This window comes from Acetonema longum DSM 6540 (genome assembly GCF_000219125.1).
GTDB lineage: Bacteria > Bacillota > Negativicutes > Sporomusales > Acetonemataceae > Acetonema > Acetonema longum.
In genome coordinates, this window is the sequence record NZ_AFGF01000087.1 from 1 (window position 1) to 22,953 (window position 22,953).

The 22,953-nt window shown below is 42.1% G+C and carries 22 protein-coding genes; 5 read left to right on the forward strand and 17 right to left on the reverse strand.

What is annotated here, in order from left to right; translation table 11 throughout:
* The 4 genes from ALO_RS10525 to ALO_RS10540 form a co-directional block, all read left to right on the forward strand.
* On the forward strand, positions 1 to 235 hold a 235-nt coding region (locus ALO_RS10525), incomplete at its 5' end, for a YcxB family protein (RefSeq protein WP_004095542.1).
* A 607-nt stretch (positions 236 to 842) separates the two neighbouring features.
* On the forward strand, positions 843 to 1,274 hold the full coding sequence (locus tag ALO_RS10530; protein WP_004095543.1) for a hypothetical protein: 432 nt from the start codon (positions 843 to 845) through the stop codon (positions 1,272 to 1,274).
* 133 nt (positions 1,275 to 1,407) lie between these two features.
* Positions 1,408 to 1,872 carry a hypothetical protein gene (locus ALO_RS10535; protein ID WP_004095548.1) on the forward strand — a complete coding sequence of 155 codons (465 nt, stop codon included), beginning with the start codon at positions 1,408 to 1,410 and terminating at the stop codon, positions 1,870 to 1,872.
* A 40-nt stretch (positions 1,873 to 1,912) separates the two neighbouring features.
* Positions 1,913 to 2,245, forward strand: a complete 333-nt coding sequence (locus ALO_RS10540) for a hypothetical protein (protein ID WP_004095549.1) — start codon at positions 1,913 to 1,915, stop codon at positions 2,243 to 2,245.
* Between the two features lie 786 nt (positions 2,246 to 3,031).
* Here the strand turns inward: ALO_RS10540 and ALO_RS20860 are convergent.
* The 9 genes from ALO_RS20860 to pdxR form a co-directional block, all read right to left on the reverse strand.
* Positions 3,032 to 4,174, reverse strand: coding sequence for a lysozyme inhibitor LprI family protein (locus tag ALO_RS20860; protein ID WP_004095550.1), 1,143 nt, complete (start codon positions 4,172 to 4,174; stop codon positions 3,032 to 3,034).
* 1,262 nt (positions 4,175 to 5,436) lie between these two features.
* Positions 5,437 to 6,057 (reverse strand): hypothetical protein, encoded by a 621-nt coding sequence (locus ALO_RS10555; RefSeq protein ID WP_004573364.1) that lies wholly within the window; start codon positions 6,055 to 6,057, stop codon positions 5,437 to 5,439.
* A 336-nt stretch (positions 6,058 to 6,393) separates the two neighbouring features.
* A complete protein-coding gene (locus tag ALO_RS10560; RefSeq protein WP_004573365.1) occupies positions 6,394 to 7,278 on the reverse strand; it encodes a hypothetical protein in 885 nt (294 codons plus the stop codon).
* Complete coding sequence (locus tag ALO_RS10565; protein WP_004573366.1) at positions 7,271 to 8,368, reverse strand: AAA family ATPase; 1,098 nt, start codon at positions 8,366 to 8,368, stop codon at positions 7,271 to 7,273. The genes ALO_RS10560 and ALO_RS10565 overlap by 8 nt, the downstream gene beginning before the upstream one ends.
* Positions 8,361 to 10,184 (reverse strand): DUF262 domain-containing protein, encoded by a 1,824-nt coding sequence (locus ALO_RS10570; RefSeq protein WP_139025376.1) that lies wholly within the window; start codon positions 10,182 to 10,184, stop codon positions 8,361 to 8,363. The genes ALO_RS10565 and ALO_RS10570 overlap by 8 nt, the downstream gene beginning before the upstream one ends.
* Before the next feature lie 5 nt (positions 10,185 to 10,189).
* Positions 10,190 to 11,434, reverse strand: a complete 1,245-nt coding sequence (locus ALO_RS10575) for a DNA cytosine methyltransferase (protein ID WP_004573368.1) — start codon at positions 11,432 to 11,434, stop codon at positions 10,190 to 10,192.
* A 473-nt stretch (positions 11,435 to 11,907) separates the two neighbouring features.
* Positions 11,908 to 12,120, reverse strand: coding sequence for a DUF2922 domain-containing protein (locus tag ALO_RS10580; protein ID WP_004573369.1), 213 nt, complete (start codon positions 12,118 to 12,120; stop codon positions 11,908 to 11,910).
* A gap of 53 nt (positions 12,121 to 12,173) precedes the next feature.
* Positions 12,174 to 12,398: a DUF1659 domain-containing protein gene (locus ALO_RS10585; RefSeq protein ID WP_004573370.1), complete on the reverse strand. Its 225-nt coding sequence runs from the start codon at positions 12,396 to 12,398 to the stop codon at positions 12,174 to 12,176.
* Between the two features lie 247 nt (positions 12,399 to 12,645).
* The gene (pdxR, locus tag ALO_RS10590) at positions 12,646 to 14,058 is read right to left on the reverse strand and encodes a MocR-like pyridoxine biosynthesis transcription factor PdxR (RefSeq protein ID WP_004573372.1); all 1,413 of its coding nucleotides are present in this window, start codon (positions 14,056 to 14,058) and stop codon (positions 12,646 to 12,648) included.
* 113 nt (positions 14,059 to 14,171) lie between these two features.
* Between pdxR and ALO_RS10595 the strand changes: the two genes are divergently transcribed.
* Positions 14,172 to 14,423: a hypothetical protein gene (locus ALO_RS10595; protein WP_004573373.1), complete on the forward strand. Its 252-nt coding sequence runs from the start codon at positions 14,172 to 14,174 to the stop codon at positions 14,421 to 14,423.
* Between the two features lie 580 nt (positions 14,424 to 15,003).
* Here the strand turns inward: ALO_RS10595 and ALO_RS20865 are convergent.
* The 8 genes from ALO_RS20865 to ALO_RS20870 all read right to left on the reverse strand — a co-directional run bounded on the left by ALO_RS20865 (position 15,004) and on the right by ALO_RS20870 (position 22,835).
* Complete coding sequence (locus ALO_RS20865; RefSeq protein ID WP_004573374.1) at positions 15,004 to 15,726, reverse strand: lysozyme inhibitor LprI family protein; 723 nt, start codon at positions 15,724 to 15,726, stop codon at positions 15,004 to 15,006.
* A 61-nt stretch (positions 15,727 to 15,787) separates the two neighbouring features.
* Complete coding sequence (locus ALO_RS10605) at positions 15,788 to 16,534, reverse strand: DUF4253 domain-containing protein (RefSeq protein ID WP_004573375.1); 747 nt, start codon at positions 16,532 to 16,534, stop codon at positions 15,788 to 15,790.
* A gap of 86 nt (positions 16,535 to 16,620) precedes the next feature.
* Entirely contained in the window at positions 16,621 to 17,724 is a 1,104-nt protein-coding gene (locus tag ALO_RS10610; RefSeq protein ID WP_004573376.1) for a tetratricopeptide repeat protein, read from the reverse strand.
* A 602-nt stretch (positions 17,725 to 18,326) separates the two neighbouring features.
* The gene (locus ALO_RS10615) at positions 18,327 to 19,085 is read right to left on the reverse strand and encodes an SDR family NAD(P)-dependent oxidoreductase (protein ID WP_004573377.1); all 759 of its coding nucleotides are present in this window, start codon (positions 19,083 to 19,085) and stop codon (positions 18,327 to 18,329) included.
* A gap of 49 nt (positions 19,086 to 19,134) precedes the next feature.
* Positions 19,135 to 20,421: a TRAP transporter large permease gene (locus tag ALO_RS10620; RefSeq protein ID WP_004573378.1), complete on the reverse strand. Its 1,287-nt coding sequence runs from the start codon at positions 20,419 to 20,421 to the stop codon at positions 19,135 to 19,137.
* 60 nt (positions 20,422 to 20,481) lie between these two features.
* Entirely contained in the window at positions 20,482 to 20,994 is a 513-nt protein-coding gene (locus ALO_RS10625) for a TRAP transporter small permease (RefSeq protein WP_004573379.1), read from the reverse strand.
* Positions 20,995 to 21,088: 94 nt separating this feature from the next.
* The gene (locus tag ALO_RS10630) at positions 21,089 to 22,108 is read right to left on the reverse strand and encodes a C4-dicarboxylate TRAP transporter substrate-binding protein (protein ID WP_004573380.1); all 1,020 of its coding nucleotides are present in this window, start codon (positions 22,106 to 22,108) and stop codon (positions 21,089 to 21,091) included.
* Between the two features lie 49 nt (positions 22,109 to 22,157).
* Positions 22,158 to 22,835 (reverse strand): GntR family transcriptional regulator, encoded by a 678-nt coding sequence (locus ALO_RS20870; RefSeq protein WP_238528252.1) that lies wholly within the window; start codon positions 22,833 to 22,835, stop codon positions 22,158 to 22,160.
* Positions 22,836 to 22,953: the final 118 nt, after the last annotated feature.

Below are 22,953 nucleotides of genomic sequence, written 5' to 3' on the forward strand. Positions count from 1 at the left end.
AAACAAAGACGCATTCTTTCTATTGACATCAAAGGCTTCTGCTTTTATCATTCCCAAAAGGTTTCTCAATGCGGAAGAAATATCGGCTTTGGAGGCCCTGGTTAAAGATAAAATGGGAGAAAAAGTATTTAAGGGGCCTAATTACATTAAGTTAACTATTCTTTTTGCTTTGGGTTTTATTGCATCTATTTTATGTGTCGCTGTAGTTCTATATATTATTGATCGCAAAATATAAATCGTTATTGAAATAAAACGAGTTCTGGAGATGTTTACATTATGAATGGATGTTGTTTGTGCGGTGTCGGGGGACGGGGGTACTGACAACTTTGATGTGATGATTTACTTCTAAGGCGATGAGTTGTCAACAACCCCGTCCCCCGACATCTTCGGGCCAATGTTCTGGCTACAGCGGTATGGAACGGCATGACCGTAGAACTAGGAATGCTGGATCTCTCTTACGCACCGCCCTTTTCCCATCTTTAAGGATGTCTTGAATATCGCCGCTAATGCGGCCAAGGAATAAGATACAAGAGCAAGTTTGTGCTATTAAGTAAGATGCTTTATACAAAGACTGTCGGCAAATGAACTGCCGACAGTCTTTGTTTTTACATAAGCATATTTCTATAGAGCACTTATACCACCATTTTATAAACAAATCTCAGTGATGGTTAAGAATAAACGAGTATTTATCGAAGAAAAGAATGATGCAGAAACAAAAAAACGTGGGGCTGAGAGGTAAATAATAATGGATTTTTGGATACAGGCAAGTTGTCCCAGATACACAGGAATATTTGATGTAGAAGATTATAACCCTGTCAACTGCTATCGAAACAGTATTTCCGATGATGACCGAAAAAGCTATTATGGTTTGGAAAGCCATATATATCCCATTATGCTATAGGTATGATATTAGTTCTATGATAGATGATATTTTGGATATTCTTGAAAAGCTAAGAAATAACCCGTCTGGTGAAATATCATTACATTGGCCATCGAACACCTTTGCTAATGTATGGAACATGAGATGGGAAGATGATAGTCTGGTTATAGACTCTAAGTGGGAATCGGTTTTGGGACATACTGAACAATTATTAAACTCCCAAGGTCCTATTATGGTATCAAAATGGTCATTTACATCAGAATGGAAAAAGGTTCTCTTCCATGTCATATCAGGGTTAAAAGAATCAGGATATAAAGAGGATAGTCTTCCGGGTATGTCGCGTTTAATTGGTGTGTACAATACAATTGATTCTGAAGGAATTCTCTATACATAATAAAGAAGATAACAGTTGAGACAGCCCTTCGAGATGTATCTGGGACGTGCACATGTTTTGAGGGATGGATTTTTAAAGTAGATAAAAAAATATTTGCAGGTAGAGATTTAGGAGAACGGAGGCAAATTAAGAAATGATTGATATTATAATCCAGTTTCAGGAAGAAGGTGATCTAGACTGGAAAGCAATTGAATTAACTCCAGAGGACTATTTTGATCTCAATTATTTAGATCAAAATGAGATACTAGAAATTGATTCTATACCAGTTTATAATCATGCAATTGATTATCTAAAAAATTTACAAAAGTGTGTAAACAAAGTAATTAGTACGAAGATTACAATACAAGAAGCAGACAAACAAATAAGTATAACCGAATACTATTGGAATAATCAACAAAACAGTATCGTTGAACGAATCGATTATATTAGGAGCGAAAAGGTACTGGAGCTAATTATCACTTCGGTCAAGGTAAAAAACGATCCTGTAGTTTGGGAAATTATTCGTTTCGTTCGCATTGATGGCATCTTAGTGCCACAATTGCACAGTTTTATAACCGACAATCCAGATGGTTCTCAATCGGAAGAGAAAATTATCTAGAGTTGACACACACCTTTAAAAAGATGGGATGAATCGCAATATGACTAATATTTTCTCTGAAGATGAAACTGATGAAATAGAGAATTTTAGAGAAATGACTCACGCAATGAGTGTCAACGGTGAAGAAATCATATGCTTTGTTATACTTTCTGATCTAGTAAACGGACACGTCCAAATTAGTGATTTGCCGAAAAACACTCTGTTAAAAACTTATGCTCAACTAAAGGCAAATACCGAGTATTTTTCTAGGCTGGTTTGGTTCGACAGTTCAGGAATCGAGCAGATATTTCAAAAAACAAAAAAGATGTTCATTGAAGAAGTTAAAACAAGAATCCCCCCTTCAACGCTTCCTAAACTAAATAAACCCATATGAAGGCGATGACCGGAGGTGCCAAGAGAACGGGACCGTGCGTCGCGTTATAGTCAAACCGGCCTCATCATAAAAAGATGCAGACCACTTGCTTTCCCGACCGTTCATGTAACGCTCCTTTAGGTCTGGTCAATATCGACCATGGCCGCATCCATCAACAAAACTTCGTCTTTCCGTATCTTAGCTTCCTCCAGGTCCTTGTCGATCACAGAGTCACGCCGGACAGGCTGCCGTCGGCCGCCTCCACCATCGGAAGTGTATTGCAGGCAGGATTAGATAAGACAAATCTGCATATAAACAAATTTCAAGAGTTATTGTTAAACCATATGGGGGAATAAGCTAATATGGTGTCAGGGGACGGGGTTGTCGACATCCAGGTTAAGACTTCGGATATGCCGAGAGGGTCACTTTTATCATAGCAATTTCTGAGTTCAATAATGCGTCCTGAAGAAATCGACTAAAACAGGAATGCAATGTTTGGAAAAGAAAGTGATTATGATAACAAGCTCTTAGGCACAGGAAGCGGATTCCTTATAGGCAGAATTCATTCTGGGGAAAGCCAAATAAAATATTAATATCCCCGACACTCTTTCTCTAACTTTTGCGTAACGATAAAGCTGTGGGGTGTGGAGCCGCGCAGCGGTTCAGCATCCCTACGAGCGTCTTGTAATGTGTTTATCAATGTGGTGTCAGGGGACGGGGGTGTTGACAACTTCGATGCGATTATTCACTTCTAAGGCGATGAGTTGTCAATAACCCCGTCCTCGACATCCTACTTTCACGGCCGCTTCACTTCTTTACAACATCAAAAGGCTCAGAAATATCTTTTAAGTTGATCACCTTTTTGCCTCTGTTGACAGCTTCTTCGTGCACTATAGCATTCTTTTCAACCGTTGAAATAATCTCAACACCAGTAAGCAAATTATAATCTTCTTTTTCTCCGTTTCCAGTTCCTGTATACCAATTTTCTGCGGTAAACCCTATTAAATACCATCCCTCATTTTGATATCTAAATCTAAGATCGTATGCCCATCGATAATTGCTCCCGCCGTAAAATGTAATTAAACATGACCCACGGTCAACTGATATGCTATGAAACGGATCACCCCAAACTCCGCCCTCATCCGCCTTGAGAATAAACTTATTTTTTTGAATGGATAAACGATATCCATTTTTCTCTTTCAGTGCGATAAACAAAATACGCGGCGGCGCTTCTTCCAAACCCCTGCGATAAGGAGCGTCATATTCTATCACACCGGCAATGTCATCCAGACCATCCTCATTTAAATCTCCCGATGCCTGCTTAATTAGTTTCCAGCCATTGGGAACAAAAGATGCAACATTTGACCCAAATTGCACTAACATTGGACCATTCGGATCAGTTTTTTCACTGCTTTTTGCCGTATCGGCGTTTATCTGCCCCCGGCTGCCTAACCCGAGCGTCCCCTCTGGATAGTCAATCAGCCACTGGTTTAATTGTTTTACTCTATCCCAAGTCAAGTTAGCCTTTCCAATATAGTAAACCATAGGATAGACGCTTCCGTAATGCATGGTTGTATCTTTTTCCGGATAGATAGATTCAAGATGAGCATCTCTAAACTTAATCCAAGCTATTTCTGCACTGGTGAGTTTGTCCAAAAACAATTTGTTATTTTTATATTTGACAAATATCTGCGCATAGATTGCATTTAATTTATCGTCCGCTCTTTTAAACTCTCTGTATGCTGCCTCGTTCATTTCTCCTTGATTCCCTCTGAAGCCCGGATCTGAACGGTCAACTTGAAAATTCTCGTTTTTCTGCTCGGTTAGAGAAGTCTCATCCGCCGCCCAGGCGCCTTGACTGAAATGAATTGCAATTACTCCTAAAACGAGCAACATAGCAACCAATAGTTTTTTCACCATATGATTGTTCATCTGGTCTCGTGCTTCCATACCCGTACTCCCTTCAATTAAATTGGCACGCCCAAAAGTTTATGTGCCGCTTCTGATTATGGCTCTTATTTTACGAGCATATCTATGATAATCCTCTTGGCATAAAGCCTTAGATATCTTCTTCTAATTATTTTACTCTACTGCTGAAAGAACTCCAATACTTAGAAGGGTGTCGGGGGGACGGGGTTATTGACAAGAAAGTTGACACGTTTAGGAATGTCGGCAGGGAACCGGGACGACCACCTTTTGGCGCAATGATATCAAAACTAAAAACCCGATATAAAAAAGTGAAACCCAAACAGCAAGACGACAGTCAAAATTGTTTACTCCTTGCTGTTTGGGTTTCACCGTAATTGAAGTCAAAATGTGCATTATATTGCTGTCAACAACCCCGTCCCCTAGACACCTATAGTCCATAGACGCTAAAGTCAATCAAAATATCGTCTATAGGATACAAGAGGGAGAACTATGGAAAACTCTAATCAATCAGAACCAAATTACAAAGAAATAGGCATACGCTAAAAAAAAGTCCGTGGCTCATTATCGCAGACAGCTTTTGGAGAGCCCATTGGCTATAAGTACGGCTATGTAAGAGACTGTGAGCATGGTAAGAAACCAAGCCTAGAATACTTATTTCAAGTATCGAATTATTATGGCGGCTCTTTAGAATGGCTCTTAAAAGGAATATCTCCCATAGACGACAAACCTCAAAAAGCCGAGGCTGTTTTTGACCCCGATCTTAAAGAAATGGTCGATCTTATCAAGCATGTGATGGACACCAATGACCAAGAGCAGCGCACCTGGGCAAAGTTCCAACTGAAAAGGGCTTTCGCTGATTTTGGCGCAACTGCTACAGATGAAAAAACAGTATGCCTAGCACAGATGCTGGCAGCATTGGTAAGAAGTGAGGGGCCAGACACGTTATTTCCATGAGTTATCTAAAAAGCATTTCGCCAGGCTGATCCCAGTTTTCAAGGAATAATAAAACCACCTGGAATTTCTGGCATAACGAGAGCCAGATATTTAGGTGGTTATTTATTTTGTTCTTGCTTTGCAGACATCAGTAGTTATGTCGGGTAACTGACTCAGGAGAGAAAGGCGTTTTGCAATTCATGAAGTGGTTCAATAAAAAGTCGATATGCATGGGATTATGGCTGAGTATATTACAAGGCTCAAACGTATCGCAGGATACGGCTCTCCACATCCTGTCTAACGACGAAATTCACAGAGTGACAAAATAAATACGTCCGCAACTGTTACTCTCATCTCTTGGCTTCATCTATTATTACATAATGCTTGGCTTTCACAAACAAGGTTCCTAAGTTAAACGGTAATTTTTCTAAAATAGTGTCTAGGGTAACTTGACCTAAAGTTTTAAAACCCACTCTATTACGAAACTTTTCTATAGTTGAATTCTGTGCAAAATATCTAAAGACTTTTTCAAAAAAACTGTTAACAGAAGTTATTGTTTTATCCTGTAGCATCGCATCCAAATGAAATACAAGTATTTTAGAATAGTCAAGCTTTTTGTTGTGGTAATCCAATAGTATAAGCTCACTCTCACCTGAATATTTCCACCTGGACTCCTTTTCTAAATCTTCAATAAACTTGGCATACATTGAATAGCTAAATGACCACATGGTACCCTCAATAGATACAATATGTTCTTCATCAGGGTATGCATTATTCCAGTAAGCTCCATATCCAGGCAAATAAAAATTGATATTTTTACCAGAGCGGTGGTGATAATATGGAAGGTTGTCAACGATGCTTCTACCCGCATCGGATTTAGGTCGTGCCAGTAAAATACCTATGGTATCATTCAACAGATCATTTTCTTCGATATCGGCTAAAATATCTTTGTATTCAAGTGCTTGTAACATAATATCACCTCTAAAATTAAATTTCGTACCTATTGCCGTTTTAACCAGAAAGCGCTTTCTATATGGCTTGAAAGGAATCCGAGGGTAGTTACCGTTTTCTCAGTTCCCTTCAGTTTTGAGCCACCATTTAAATATACCTTCCGGGACGAATTCAATTGTCTGATTTTTAATACTATTTGCCTATGAAGGAATATAAGATATTATTAAATAAGAATAGCAGTATACAAGGAGCGCGGTATTTACAAGGTGTCACAAGGGACGGGGTTAGCGACAAATTCAATCCGATTATTTGCCTCTAAAACGTGAGGACAGATGATTTGTTTTGCCGCAGAACAACTACCGATGTTTTCCAATATGCCCAATCAAGATCTTTTTCCCTTGGTTAATATTAGAAACTCCCCAATTAAAATAAATACGGTATTTTGAATGGCTAGCAAATAATTTGGTATGTGGAGCGCATACAATATCCTCTTTTATTCCCCTATCGTTAATAAATGAAAAAGTTAAATTTTCCTTTTCATATGCCGGATCACCTTGAATCGAGCACTCAATCCCACAAGTTGCACCTAAATAGCTTAGAACGATGACTTGCCCTGAAGAGGCATATTGAGTGAATAAAGATTGACCGTAGTCATTAAGTGCCGACAAGTGTTTGATAATTTCATTGGTAAATTGGCGTAACGGCCTAAAAACCTTCATCGTGCTTGATATGTGCAGATTAAAATACAACTTAGGAAAACATGTCTCGAAACCATCTATAAAATCATTTAACGAATCCGAATATTCTAAGTAATATCTTCGTGCTGCAAACCAGTCCCTAACTTCCAAGATTATAGACGGATATATATAGTTATGTTGCAAGTAGCGATAGAAACCAATAATCCCAATACGCGAATTATTATTATTAATTGTTAAGCTATTAATACCCTCTATATAGGTATCTTCATCTATAGTTGTCAGTTCCCTAGCTATTACTTCAACAAGCCTTCTTTCATCGCATTCATATTCATTGGAGAAAAGCCAGTTAGCTATTGAGACTCCGGCAATAATCTCCTTCTCATACCAGGACATAGGAACTCCAATTATTTCACCAAACCTTCTACATAATTCAAGCACATCATGAAACCTTGCAACACAATCAACTAAGGCTTCTGGACCAGAATTAGCCGAATGGGAGAAAGAATCTACCCAAAGAAAATAAGTTAATTTAAATTTATACATTCCGCTTAAACTCCAAAAGCTGGCGCAAATCTATTTTCTCCTGATCTAGAAAACCTTTAGGCCAAGAAGATAATTCTCCATACTTATTCACATTAATAATTTTAGGATTGATCACCCCTTCCTCATGGGAAAAAAAGTTAATAATCAAATTATCTGTGTTATTTAAAAAAGCACTTTGTAAGCGAATACCATTAATTACGTGTTCACTATGAGTCTCTATAATAATTTGGGTTTCACTGTAAAATGAAAGTAAAGCAAGAAACTTGCCAATAGACGACTGACCAAAAGGATGAAGATGCGCTTCTGGATTTTCGACAATAAAAATACATCCTGGTTCAGTAGAGGCTAATAATCCAGCAACGACGATAGGTAAAACGTAGGTGATACCAAACCCTGTAGCAGGTGGCATATAGAAATCCGTTCCAGAATCACCACTTCTAAATTTAATAGTAGCTACATTAATGTCATGGAAGACTTCTGACTTCAACTCTATTCTTGGAATAATGGTCTGGAGCCAAGCCTCTACTTGCGCAGAAAACCGTCCAGAATGTGGTTGACTCATTAGTTCCGGGGGTAAAACCCTATTTAATGTATCAGCATGAGAAAGTACGAAATAGGTAAACTCCCCTTTGTATCCTACATCAAGATCCGTCGTAGCTTGCATCAATTGAGATTTTCTAGGACCAATTCTTTCGGCATTTAAATATCGAAAATGGTTCCATTTTTTTTCATTATTTCGTTCTGTGGCAATGATTTCTAACGTAAGTGGGGTAAGATCTTCATTAATTCTATATGTGAATGATTGTTCGCTACCATCGTTGGAAGCAATACCTAAGCGAACTAAATTCGAACCATCAAAACTAGACTTTACCGCGCTTGCTCGTCCAAGCTCTAAACAGTACGGTCCATTCAATTCTATATTCGTTAGATTCAGATTTGCGATTTCCTGTGACCTCTTTAAAAGTAGCAACGATTGAATTACACTAGATTTTCCCGCTCCGTTACCGCCAGCTAAAACAGTCAAGGGAGAAAAATCTAACACTTGATTACCAAAACATTTAAAGTTTTTTATAACAAGTTTATTAATCATCCTCCAGTACCCCTTTCAGCAACTTAAACGCGATTCTAAAATTAGTTTTAACTTGACTTGTAGCACTTGTTCCAATCGAAAGTGCTTTCGAGTATGCTTCGTTCATTTCGATTTCATTTGCCAAGAGCCGTACTGTTTTTTTGCGTAAACCTAGTAAAGTATTTTCACTCAAGTTACTATGCGCAAGGATCACACTCCATGTAGTGAAGAGTGATTTATTAAGTAATTTTCTTCTAGCCCCATCTCTTAAGTCATTAGGGCGACAGCTTCTGAAAGCATAGTTACCAAATAACGCATATGCACTATTCATAGCCTTTAAAAATGCCTTTTCATATATATGTAATTCACTATCAGTTGCTTTATTTAGAAGATCAAAAGTTTCATCCAAATGTTGTTCTAGGTCACCTCTTGAATAATTAACTTCTCCAGTTGAAAAATCAAATATTCTATAAAAGGCTATAAACCTTAACACTAGTTCTTGTGCACCCATTCTAAGATCATTTACTCCACCACCTGTTGCTTTAAAAAATTCAGTTGAAGTAGATAATGATTTTAATAGTTGCCGTACTTTAGTTTTTGCTATAGAATTACGTACTTCTTGTGCATTTAAAGATATTCCACCGGTGTTTATACGACGAAATATGTCGTATTTAACTTGAGATGGAGTTCTAGCATCAATGATATTTACGTTTAGCTGAGTTTGATATATTCTGCTCACATATTTATCGGAGAGTTCAGAAAACATTTTTTTATTAACCGCTTCACCAAGGTATTGCAACCCTGTCAACCTAAATTTATTATCTAGATAGTCTTGAATTGTAGATAACCGCTGTAAACCATCAATAACGTAAAGATTTGAATTCTCGTCTTCGTAAAAATAGAAAGCAGGGATAGGGATTCGGAGCATCAAAGATTCGATTAACAAAGATTTTTGTCGATTATCTTTCCAAACCCTATTCCTCTGAAAACCAGGAGAAAGCTCAAGTTTATGTACATCCAACAGTTCTTTTATATATTTCAAAGATAACATACGTTGTTCAATGCGAATTTTATCCGCATCAAAAGGCTTTTCAGGAGACTCTTCAGTATCCGGTATCTGTTCTTCATATTCAAAGCCTAGAAGTTCCTCTTCATAAGCATCAACAGCTTCTTCAACTTCTTCGGGCTTTTTTGCCTGAAAATTGGTTGTCAATCGTTCTTCTGGATTCCTGCCAAGAAAAAAATTCAATACTAGTTCTTGTTGAAAAATATCTAATGGAGCCAAGCTATCAATTGAAGTGTCTAGTGCGTAAACTAAAGTATTTAGATCTTTATGAATAGCAGCATCTGTATCATTAGTTTCTTCGACTAATTTAAAGGATATATATTGGTCAAGCTGACGTACTACTCCTCTTTTTGATTTTTCTGTATTAAGCCAAGGTAGTTGCCTGTCGGTCCAGGGATGATAGGAAAATCCCTTTGTTTCAATATCATTCAAAATATCCTTAAGGCGCCGCCGTGCATACCCAACACCACGTCGTATCTCTTCTTGCGATTTAGATACTTTCGCACCTAAATAAATGCCAAACACAATTTTCGCAGGACTTCCAATAGCCCAAATCCGGATAAATATACTACCAAAATTATTATGAGTATTATCTTGCAGGGTTATGTCTGGACTATAGATATCTACATAAGTAGATAGTTCCCCTGCCATGTCCATTTGTCCAACTTCTGATAAAAAAGTATGCTGCAAACTCTTAAAAGTCGAGAGCCACCTTTCTACAGGAAGCTTTACTCGTGACGAATCATGGTCCAGCAGAGGTAACAATAACACTTTTCTCACCTCGATAATAAATTTAAATATTTCTTAACTGTTCGCCCAATAGCTTCTGCTAGCATAGGGGGAACAGCATTACCTACTTGGGAACACCGAGCGACATCAAATCTACGTCGCGGTCCATTAATAGTGTAGCGCCCTCTAAATACAAAATTATCGGGGAAAGATTGTAATCTTGCCATCTCTCGAACGGTTATAATACGTGGCTCACTATAATGGACAAACTCATCAGGATGTGTAGTAATAGTAGATGCTGGCATCCCAGGGTCAAGCAAAACCTTTTTGTCTTTTTTAGTCCCATATTCAATCAAAACAGACTTGGGTAGCCTTCCATACATTTGTTTTTCATGAACCATTTTGTAAAATTCAATGGTCTTATTACCATGAAAACTAAACCTATGTGAATCAGGTACCGTTAAGTCAGGTATACCAGTTCTCATTAAAGCTGAAAATACGGATTGGGGTGTTTTGTATGTTGTGGATAAAAACTTGGAAGAGTCAGGGCACGGTATTCTATTAGCATTATTCAAATCCTCAAGGGCTTCAAAAACAGTTACGGGATGTTCCAAGCTTAATCCCTTTTCTTTTAGAAATTCTGGTCTTAACTCTTCCATCAGATCAAAGAATTCACTAACAGTCTTCGACCCATCCAAGAGCTCTTTTTGTACGCCAAATATGATCAGACGCTTTCTTATCTGAGGAACACCAAATTTACTTGCGTCTATAATTTTATATGCGGCTACATATCCTAATTCACCTAATTTGTTAACTAACCAATCGAGAAAAGCCCCCTTGAACGAGCTTGGTTTAGATAAAAATGGTCTTGCCATTCCATCAACATTTTCAAAAATAATGACACGTGGTTTTACTAGTGATACAAATTCTAAATACTTAATAGGTAAATTGTTACGTGAATCGTTACCATCTCGCATACCACCAACCGAAAATCCTTGACAGGGCGGTCCACCACATACAATATCTATCTTTCCTTGCAAGTCTAATAGATGTCTGCGTAAGACTAAGTTCCCTAAGATTTCATTTATGTCAAAGCTTTTCTTTTGAAGCCATTCCGGCCATTGGGAAAAATTGTGATAAGGAGCGTTATCTTCTAAAAAATTAGCTGATAAAGTCTCAAAAGCCATTGGATCTTTTTCAATAGCAAAAAGCCCCATAATATTAGCTTTATGAAAACCTAGTGCCAAACCTCCTGCACCAGCGAAAATATCTATACATACTAGGTTAGTCAAATTTTATACCTCCAAGGATATGTCTATCTCAAGGTTTAATTCGTTCAATAATTAAAAATTCCTGTAGAGTTTATATTATCACAACTATACTCCAGATATCCCTTAATACCCAAAAATAAATTTTCCCCAATATATAATTCGAAATCGTGTTATATATATACTCCATATCCATATTAATTAAATAAATTACCATTCGAGTTCCTGCAAATTTTCAAAAAATTCGCAGGAACTTCAACCACTTTTCGCCGTTAATTATGATACGGTTCCCCCTCTCAATCTTCACCATTCGATAAATCTGCTCTACCAACAATAACCGCATCACCCTAAGTTGAAAAATTGAACACAAAATTGAACAGTTAAATGGCCGTTTCATGCAGAAAAAGGTGAACCCACTGGGGCCCCAGCGAGTTCGCCTTGCATCGATGCTGTTATTTTACTGCCGTATTTCGTGTTTTACTGCCGGAACTATCCGATTAGGCTAAAGAGACGGTTTCGCGGGTCCGGATCCGTGCGTCCACAATATCCCGGAGCTCGCCGCCGGTGGTGATGAAGATGTTGCGGGCGATGATGTCTTCCATAACGGTGGTCACATCGGCCAGAGTCAGGTTTTCCAGGGGATCGGCCAGACTGATGGTCACTTCCCGGCCATTGGCAGCCCGGAAGACCATTTCGAGCGTTCTGTTCATAGAGCATTCCTCCTTTCCAGATGAATCGTGCTATTGGGGTTTTCATAGGTCCCTTATTCGTTGATCAGATTGGCTTCGTCCACGCGGCTGATGGAAACGACTGCGTGCTGCTGCAGCCCAGCCATGGCCTGGGCCACGGCATAAACGTCCCCGTCTAAGGCGGCGGCTTTCACGTTTTGCAGGTTGCGGACGCGGTACACCGGGGCGCCGGTGGTGCTGACGCCGGTCTGGACTCTGATCCCCACCCGGCTGGATTGGGGAACTTTAGATACTGCCATAGTTGATTCACTCTCCTTGTTTCTTTGTTTTGGCGCATCTCTCCGGCGAGTCGCGCGCCTCGCTCTTTTAGTGCGCTCATCTCCTTACATTCCAGTCAGGTTCATTTTTAAACTCGCCAAACTATGTTTTTTTCACCGCATAGAAAAAGCCGGCTAAAACCGGCTTATTTCCTGGGTGTGAAATGTCAACTAAATAGACTTTACTTTTTCTCCGGGAATCCAACTGATGCAGTTCAAGCACCGTCCATTAATCCCACGCCTGGCGTATTTGTTTAATTCCGTTTCGGATATCAGTTTCAGATATATCTCCAAAACCCAATAACACCATATTATTAGAATAATTTTTGCGATTTATCCAAAGAGGGGAAACGGGGTAAACCAATACACCCTTTTGCTTTGCCCTTTCCATCATATCCTGCTCAGAGATTTCTTTTGTGGATTCCAGCAAAATATGCAGGCCTGCATTTTCACCAAGAATATTAACACGGTCCCCCAATATTTCCGCAACGGCTTGAATGAGTATATCGTGTCTTTTTTTATTAGAAGCGCATATCTTTCTCAGGTGGCTCTCCCATTGATCCGAATCCATAAATATTTCAAGCGCCTTTTGTTCAATGACTGAAACAGAACAAGGGTATAAGCCATACATCGAGTCGTAAAGCGTCATGAGTGTCTTGGGGAGCACGATATAACTGATTCGTAAACTTGGGGAAAGTACCTTTGATAAAGTTCCCAGATATACGACATTTGCATTGGGTTCAACGCTGGCAATGGAAGGAATCGGTCTTGATTTATACCGCAATTCACTGTCATAATCGTCTTCAATAATGATTCCGTCCCTTTTTTCCGCCCAATTCAGTAGTTGATACCTTTTTTGAATAGGCATAATAACTCCGCATGGAAACTGATGTGACGGCGTCACATAAACGATGCGGGCGGAGCTATTCTCCAGTTGTGAAATATTTAATCCATCTTTTTCAACGTCGATTGCTGTTATTTTGAATCCACTTTGTTTAAACACTTCTCTTGCAATGGGATATCCCGGATCTTCCAAAGCAATATCCTGAAAATGGACTTTCAAAAGCTGACTTAAAACCGATAGCCCGTATGCAGTACCGGCGAAAACAATGATTTGATCAGGTTCACACAATACACCTCTGGATTTTTTCAGGTAGCTGGAGATAACATCCCGAAGCCCCTGTTCCCCCTTTGGATCTCCATACATTGTCAACCGATCCGCCGTCAATTCGTGCAATGCTCTGATTAATAACTTTTTCCACAGAGTCATTGGGAAATCATCCGGATTTAGGTGTCCATACTTGAAATCATAAGGGAATGTTTGCTTGTCATCGTTTGAATTCAGCGCGTCAGTATTACCATCCCTCTGTCGGGGTTCACTGTTGCTTAAAACATTCAAATCCAAGATCTCTTGTACGATATATCCACTGCCCGGCCTGCTGACAAGGTATCCTTCCACGGTTAGCTGAAGATATGCGCTTTCGACTGTATTCCGTGCAACGGCTAATGTGGCGGCTAATAGCCTTGTTGAGGGAAGTCTGTAACCCGAAGGCAACTCACCTGAGAGGATCTTATTTTTAATTTCTTGATAAATTTGCATATATAAGGGTACGCTGAGATCGGGATTAATAAAAATCATCATTGATTCTCTTTCCTTCAACTGTATCCTATAAATCATTAAAAACTGGCTCTTCTGTTGGGTCCAATTATAAACTATAATTGGAGGCAAATCAATAACCACAGGAGGGCTATGCAATGTTTGATGAAAAGTTTCTGGAGGTCATTTCCCACGAGGGGGTAGTTGCTATCGTATCCGGCGGTGGGAGTGACCCGCATGTTGTAAATACGTGGAATTCCTACCTTACAGTTGCCGGTCACAACAAATTGCTGATTCCCGCTGCAGGCATGAGAAGTATCCAAAAAGATGTTGAGCTGAACAATAGGGTTCAGCTTACATTAGGCAGCAGGGAAGTTCAGGGATTAAGGTCTATGGGCGCCGGTTTTTAGGGGGACTCGCAGGGACGGTTCTTTCGGAAAACGGAAAACGCAGGGACAGGGATTAATGTTTCAAGCGAGACATATTAAAATAGGGATTTTTCAGTGACTCTATGAAAGTCCAGTCCCGCCTGGCCAAGAGAATATATCATTATCTTTAAAAAGAAACACAAAGAACGTCCTGCGCTTTTTCGAAACAACATCCCTGTCCTCTGCGTTTTCTCCCTTCTGCGCAACTCGTCCTACGATTTAGAGTAGTGCTTCAATATTCTCTTGAGAAAATTCATGCCAAACTGTTTCTTCTTTTCCACGTTGTTCAGTCATGAAAGAACGAAATGATTCCTCTGTAACGGGTGCATCATTTATGAAATAAAAACAGTATCATTATTATCATCAGAATATCCTAATGTATCAAACTCACAAGTGTTTTTTGAAAATCGCATTTTCCTGCAAGAAGTTCTGGCTGCGCCGCCTGAAGCAAAAAATGTCCCATCCGTTTTTAAACCATTCAAAGATCGAATACTAAATAAATAGCCATAAACTTCACCGTTATAATAATGTAGATAGAACTTCACGAAAGTTAGGACCTAAATCAAAGAACAACTTCCGGTATTTTGTTTCCATCCATGTCAAGCATGGTAAAGTGGGTTAGTTTATATCCAGAATTTGCTCCAGCCTCTAAAAATTCATGCAAATAGCAGGATTTCTCTTTTTTCTCCGGGCTTTGATAAAAAGCGCTGGAAAAAGCAGCTTTATTTTGCAGAACTTTTTTATATGCTTCAATTGCTAAAGTCTTCTCTGTGATTTCACTGCTTTTTGCCGTATTAGCGTCTATCTTTCCACGGCTGCCTAACCCGACCATCCCTTCTGGATAATCAATCAACCACTGGTTCAGTTGCTTTACTCTATCCCAAGTCAATTTAGCCGCTTCAATGTTGTAAATAGGAAATACGCTTCCGTAATGAATGTGTTTATCTTTTTCCGAATATATAGATTCAAGATAGGCATCTCTATACTTAATCCAAGCTATTTCCGCATTGGTGAGTTTGTCCAAAAACAATTTGTTATTTTTATATTTGACAAATATCTGCCCGTAGATTTCGTTTAATTTATCATCCGCTCTTTTAAACTCTCTGTACGCTGCCTCATTCATTTCACTCTGACTTCCTCTGAGCCCTGGATCAGAATAGTCAATTTCAAAATTTTCGTTGTACTCCTTGATTGGAGGAGTCTTGGCTGCCCAGACATCCTTATTGAAAATAAGGACAGTTAACCCTAAAACAAGCAATATAACAGCTAATTGGTTTTTCACCATATCTTCTCCTCACAGCAAGTATTTCCATAAATTTAGCGGTGAGCTATGGACAGAGAACCCCTTAATCCCACCAAAAATACCAAGTCGTTGAGTTTTTAAGTGTGCTGGCTCTTGCCCGAATCGTATCCCATCCTCTGGCTGCTTGCATAACTATATCATAGCAAAAAGCAAAATGCTCCTTTGCTAGTTCTTCTGCAGCCTCATCCGTTCGGGGCGGGTTTGCTAATTCCAGCTCCCAATTATCATGGGTTACAACACAAGGAACAGCCCCGTATTTTTTATACCAGTGACGGAACACAGCCACCTGCTCGGCAGGGGACGGACAGTCATTAAATCCGCCCATTGGAATCCATGCCGCAAGTTCCCAAGGGTTTTGCGCCGGCACTTTTGCAATAATCAATTCCGAATGAAGTTTCTCGCCTTCCAAAGGGCAGTAAAAACAGTGATTCGGCTCACAGGGGAGAAGCTCCCCCCAGATATTATCATCCGTGTGCATTTCCAGGTATTCGTCCAGACGTCCGGATAAAAAAGTGGTTACATCAACTCGTTTGGAATCAGCAATCACGTTTTGCCGGTAAGCGGCTATTCCTTCTGGTGTATTTTCTACATCGAAATCGTCAAAGACAAACTCCAATTTTTCAACCAATGTGTCGGAAGAAACAATCAACAATGGGAAAAATCCTTCCCTCTTCCCTAACTCAGTCAGTGCATCCCAACGGTTGATAAGATTATTTTCGCTGGTTTCATTTTCAAAAAGCTCATATTCACAACCTAAAAAATCGATGATGGCTTTTCCGCATTCTGTCATACGTTACCTCTTTTCCTTAATAGAGCATACTCTGCTGATAAATGGTAGTATCCTTCCAACTATCTATCCCTTTTACGCTCGAGCTGTCATTCTCCATTAGTACGATCTAAAACCCGCTGCGGGGCAGCTTTCACATCTCCTAGTAAACCTAGGTACCGCCGGTAATATTCTCTGGCCTCCTTATATTTGCCTAACTTCCAGCATACATCGCCCAAATTAATGTACACCACCAGGCGGTCAGGCGCCATTTCCGCCACTTTTTCCAGGTAGCTTTCCGCTTCACTGTTCTGGCCTATTTCCGCCAGGAAAAAAGCATAATCGTTAAGGGCGCTAATAAATTCGTTTAAATCAACTCTATAATCTTTCGCTCGCGAATTGCCCGGCTCATTAAGTTTCTTTAAACCATCCAGCTTGTCAGCCATAAGCGGCCTTCCTACCTGTACCTCCAGATATTGATCCAGTCCCCATTTTAGAACTTTAGCGGCGAAGGTAGCATCCCCTGCCCGGTATTTATCGAGGGCATACTCATGGGCTTTCAGCAGAGCCAACTGGGGTACTTTATAGTACCCGCCATACTGTTGTGGATAGAACGGATACGCTTTATTCGCCATTGCTTCTTCAAGTCGCCCAGCCTGGAGAAGCGCAGCCATCTTATCATAATACTCTTGTGATGGATCACTGTATTTTGCACTTATCACATTCAGCCCACTGCCATCCCATTCGACAACCGCCGTCAACTGAAAAGAACGGTAGGGCTGTTGGCTCCAAACGGTAATTTTCGCATCATTGCAATAAGCGGCGAATTTTGCAAGATTTATATATACCTCATCCTTTGTCCGGGCCAAAAGCTCAACACGTTCCAGCTTCTCATCAGCGCCGATCAAAAACAATGCTCCCCCATGGGCAACAAGGACCTGCTGATCTACCCATACCGGCATATTGGGTAGACGGATTTTCATCATACGCTTCATGTTGTACCACTCTTCATCAAGATCGGCAATGGACAGTTCGCGTTGCATGAGTTGGGAAATCTTGACGCTTAAAACATCATTCTTATCTGCGCCCTGAACTGACAATTCTTCTCCCGACAGTGAAATCGCATATACCGGCGCGCCGACGCCAAGAAGATTAAATACGATACTTACTCCCAGCACTATGATAAGGAACTTTTTGTTAGGTATTATCATCATCTCCGTCCCCCCGCCTTAACTCTTTCCGTGAATTTATTAAATCATTTTTTAGTTCTGCAGCAAATCAAATCTTTCGACTTCTTCAGTGCTTCGCACTGCTGCGTCGATACGTACATTGTCCGGCCTTCCTGGAAAAATGCCTATTCAGTTCTCCCTGTCCCATTAAAATGTTACTTATTTTAATTATATAATTTATTTATGGAAGAAACTATAATTTACATTCAAACTTAAAATAAGCCTCAAGATATTGCTGATAAACCAACAACTTCTTGAGACTTAATAAAATTAGCCGTCACCAGTGGTACGGTTCTCCGGGGTACCACCGGGACGGGATTGTCGACGACTTCAATCCGATTGTTTGCTTCTAAGGTGATGAGTTGTCAATAACCCTGTCTCATTGACACATTGACACCACGATCCCGATGCGGCGGCGGTCAGAAGTATACGGTCCCAAGGGTTAATGCGGCCACAGGGAATCGCGATTCCAGAATGCGGGAGAACGGATCATACTCCCGTCCTCTTTTTGAGCGCGCGAAAAAACGGCAAGGTCAGCACTGCTGCGGCCTTGCCGTTTTTATATTCAAGATCCTGCGGCCGAGCCGCTAAACGGTGGCTCCGCCATCAATCGTAATTACGCTGCCAGTCATGAACGCGGCTTCATCGCAGCAGGCAAACAAAATAGCCTGCGCTATTTCTTCCGCCGTTCCCAGACGCCCCATCGGCTGCCTGGCAATAAAAGCCGCCTTGGTTGCCGCCGGGTCGGCGGAAGCCTGCATCCGCTCTTCCAGCGACGGCGTATCGGTAGTTCCAGGGCAGACGACGTTAACCCGGATATTGTCCTTGATGTAATCGGCCGCCATCGCTTTGGAAAGCGCCACCACCGCGCCTTTGGACGCCGCATAGGCGCTTCTGTCAGGTATGCCTTTTAAGGCCGCGATCGATGACACATTCACAATCACGCCGCCGCCTTGCTTTTGCATCTCCGGCACGGCGTATTTGCAGGTTAGGAAAGTACCTTTGACATTGACATCCATGGTTCTTACAAAATCCGCTTCCGTCATATTGTCAACGCGGCCGCCGATCACAATGCCGGCGACATTAATCAATATATCAATTTTTCCGAAGGCGGCGACCGTCTCTCTGACCATTCTCGCAGCGTCGGCGGCGATTGAGACATCGCCCTGCACGAATAGGCCGGCGGCGCCGGCGTCTTTTACCAGCTTCAGGGTTTCCTCTCCCCGGCTGCCGGAAATGCCGTTGACAACCACCGCGGCCCCTGCCCTGGCCAAAAGCCCGGCGGCAGCGCGGCCTATTCCCGCCCCCGCTCCGGTAACCAGAACAACTTTATCGGTAAAACGCATTGTTATCTCCTCTCTGCCTAAAGCCTCTGTATTCATTATACTGTCTGTGCTATTGCTTGCCGAAGATCATATCCGGGACAAATAACACGATTTGCGGAAAAAAGATGCAGCCAAGCACCACGATCAAGGTTGCCAGCAATAACCACCATGAATCCCTGTACATCTCAACGATTGAGCAGTTAAAAATGCTGCAGACGATGAACATGACCACTCCAACCGGCGGTGTCAGCAGACCAATGGTGAGCGTAAGCACCATCACAATGCCGAAATGGACCAAGTCTATGCCCACCGCTCTGGCAATCGGGATCAATATGGCGGTAAGCAGCAGGATCAGGACGGTGGAATCCATAAACATGCCTACGACTAACAGCATAGCGACAATGATCAGCATGACCAACCAGGGATCACCGGAAATGCCCACAATTAACTCGGCAAAAGCCTGGGGCAGCTGTTCCCAGGTCAGGCCATAACTGAAAATAGCCGACAGGGAAATCAGCAGCATGACCATCCCGATATCCACAACGGTATCTTCCAGCGTCCTGACGAATTTTTCCCAGGTAAATTCCCGGTACACAAACACGCCAATGGTAACCGCGTATGCCACCGCAAAAGCGCCCGCCTCCGAAGGCGTGAACAAGCCGAACCGCAACCCTACGATCAAAAGAACAGGAAACAAAAAGGCCCAGATGCAATCCAGCGAAGTCGTCACCAATTCTTTGAGAGTGATCCGTTCTGTCCGCTCAGGCTCATAGCCCTGTTTCCTGGCGGTAATTTCTATCGCCACCATATACAATACAGTCATCAATAGGCCGGGAACCAGACCGGCGGCAAACAGGCGCCCAATCGACACTTCGCCGATACTGCCGTATAAAACCAGTCCTATGCCGGGCGGAATCATAGTGGTAATTAAGGAACTGAAGGCGATAACGCCCGCGCAGAAGCCCCGGGAATAACCTTTTTCGAGCATACCCGGCCCCAAGACCCGGCCAAGCATGGTGGCGTCGGCAATGGCGGAACTCGTGATGCCGCCCAGTGTGGCTGCCAACACCATGTTGACCTGGGCCAGGCCGGCGCGCAGATGACCTGCCAGCATTGACGAAAGCCGCATCAGGCGATGGGTTATGCCGGTTTCATTCAACAAGTTGCCCGCAAAAACAAACAGCGGAATAGCCAGCAGCATAAAGCTCTGCGTCTGGGTGAGCACCAACTGGGCCGGGATAGTCGATGGCAAAGTCGGCTGCTGCATAAAAAACATCATGCCGGAAATCCCGATAGCGAAAGCCACCGGCATGCCCATCAGCATGAACAAAAAAAATGCAATAAAGACTTCCGTCATTTTAGCAATCCCCCTTGATACCAATTCACCGCCATGATGACTATCTGAATTGCCAAGAAATCACATCAATTCTTTAGGGCAGCCGCATTCGCCATCCGGCATATTTTCATAGCCGTTTTGTATTAGATTCCTGATCTTCAGGATGGCCGTGATCAACATCAGCAGGCAGCCCAACGGCACCGCGATGGTGACCCAGGTGTAGCTGACATCCGGAATCCCCTGAAAGGTTCTCAGCCGGGTAGTATAAGCAAGCTTCACGCCATGAGCAATCAACGACGCCAGGAAAACGACGATAATGGAGTAGTTGATGATTTTAAGGTAATGCTGGTACTTTTTGGGCAATCTGCAAGTAAGCACATCAATGCAGACCAGCCTGTCGTTTCTCATGGCGATATCGCCGCCCAGAAAAACGCACCAGGCGAATAGGAAGGTGGCGGCATCAATCGCCCATACGATCGGCATGCCAATACTCCTCATCACCGCCGCCGCAATCACCAGCACAGTAAGAACAGCCAGAGCCCATTTGGCAATATGCATCTCCGCAGCGCAGACATACTGGTAGAATCTTCTCATTGCTTTATTCCCCCGCTTTTACCGTCATCCGGTCTTTGCCGCCGGTTATTCCGGCCCCCCGCCCGGGAGAGCCGGAATAGCAGCTTCTTATCGGTTATTTTTTGCCCATTTCCTTATAAAGCTGATCCCTTACTTCCGTAAGCTTTAGAACATTGTACGCTCCCTCACCGGCTTTCCTGAAGGCGGCGGCGTCAACATCCTGCACGATGGTCATGCCTTTTTCCGCCAGCTGCTTCCTAAGGGGTTCCACTTCCTTCTCCATTTCCCGCGAGGCCTCAAGACCGGCTTTATCGCACTCTTCCACAAGTATTTGCTGATACTCGGGCGGCAGGCTGTCAAAAAACTTTTTGCTGATCACCTCGAAGTTGATCAACAGAATATGATTGGTCTCGCTCATATATTTCGCCACTTCAAACAGCTTGGCGCCCGTCACGTTGCGGTAAACGAGATCAGCGCCGTCGATGGCTTTCTGCTCCATGGCGATATACACTTCTCCAAACGGAAGAGCGACCGGCGAGGCGCCGATGGAACGGATGGACTCCTGCCAGATGGGCACGCCGGGCGTCCGGATACGCAGTCCCTTCAGATCATCCGGGGTTTTAATCGGCTTGTTGGTCACCATGTGCCGCAGCCCCTGCACCCAGGTAAAGGACAGGATCTTGATGCCGTGTTTGTCTTCCAGTTCTTTCTGCCAGGCTTTAACGGTGGCCAGTTCCCTGAGTTTGGCGACTTCGTCAATGCTGTCGACAAAGTATGGCGCGTTCATCACCGCAATCGCCGGGACATACATGCCCAGACGCGCCGAATCGGTATTTTGGCCGATGTTGGCCCCTTGCCTGATCTGCTCGATAATATCTTCTTCCACGCCAAGCTGAGCGCTGTGGAATACCTGAATCTCAAGCCCGCCGTTCGTCCTCTCTTTAACCCGTTTGCCCCAGTTCAGGAATCCCTTATGAAAGGGTTCCGAATCGGATAACACGTGATTGAACTTCAGAACGTATTTTTGTTTGGGAGATTTCGTTTTAGCAGTTTCCGTCTTGCCGCAAGCCGCTAAAATCAATGACATCATAACCATGATCAGCAAAACACTCAGAAGCTTCCTGGAATTTTTCACCAAAAACTACCTCCTCGAATAATTATCTACCCGTCCACTTTCATTGAAACTATAAAGGCTGGCCCTTTGCCAGGTTTTTATTGATTTTATTTTTGGCGTTAATGATATGAACTTCCACGCAACGGCGCAATTCAGCCTCGTCCTGGGATACAAGAGCGTTATAGATGGCCTCATGCTCTTTGACGCCGGCAATGGTCTCCTCTCTTGTCTGGCGGCGGTAAATGTGATATGCGTAATCATGAGTGCCTAAATGGTTGTATATCTGCATAATCCGCTTGCAGCCCGAAGACTTGACGAACAGCTGATGAAACTCCTGGTCTAAATAATAATTGCGGAAGTAATCGTTAAGATCAACAGCGTTTTCAACAATCTCCATGTGTTCACGCAGGTTTGCCGTAAACTTTTGTTGAATGCCGAGGTCTTTTTTAAAATTTTGCAGGATTTGTTTCACATAATTCATTTCTATCATTAACCGTATGTCGAATAATTCTTCAATGTCCTCCCATTTCAATTCCCGCACTTTAACGCCTCTGCGGGGAATGCTCTCGACCAGACCTTCGGTAATCAATCTGTTTAGCGCCTGCTTGATCGGCGTTTCGCTGATGCCATACCGCTCATGCAGTTCTCTGATAATTACTTTTTGTCCGGGAAGAAGAACCTTCTCGGTAATGTCTTTTTTCAGCGCTTTATACGCTACATCAACCAGTGTCTGGGATTGATAGTACATCGTGTCCAATTGCGCGAACCCCCAATGATTCCCATATAATAGTAGATATGCAATAATTATCTGCAAGAGAACTAAATTTTAGATTTAAAATCTAGCTTCAGCATATTTTCGGAAATTC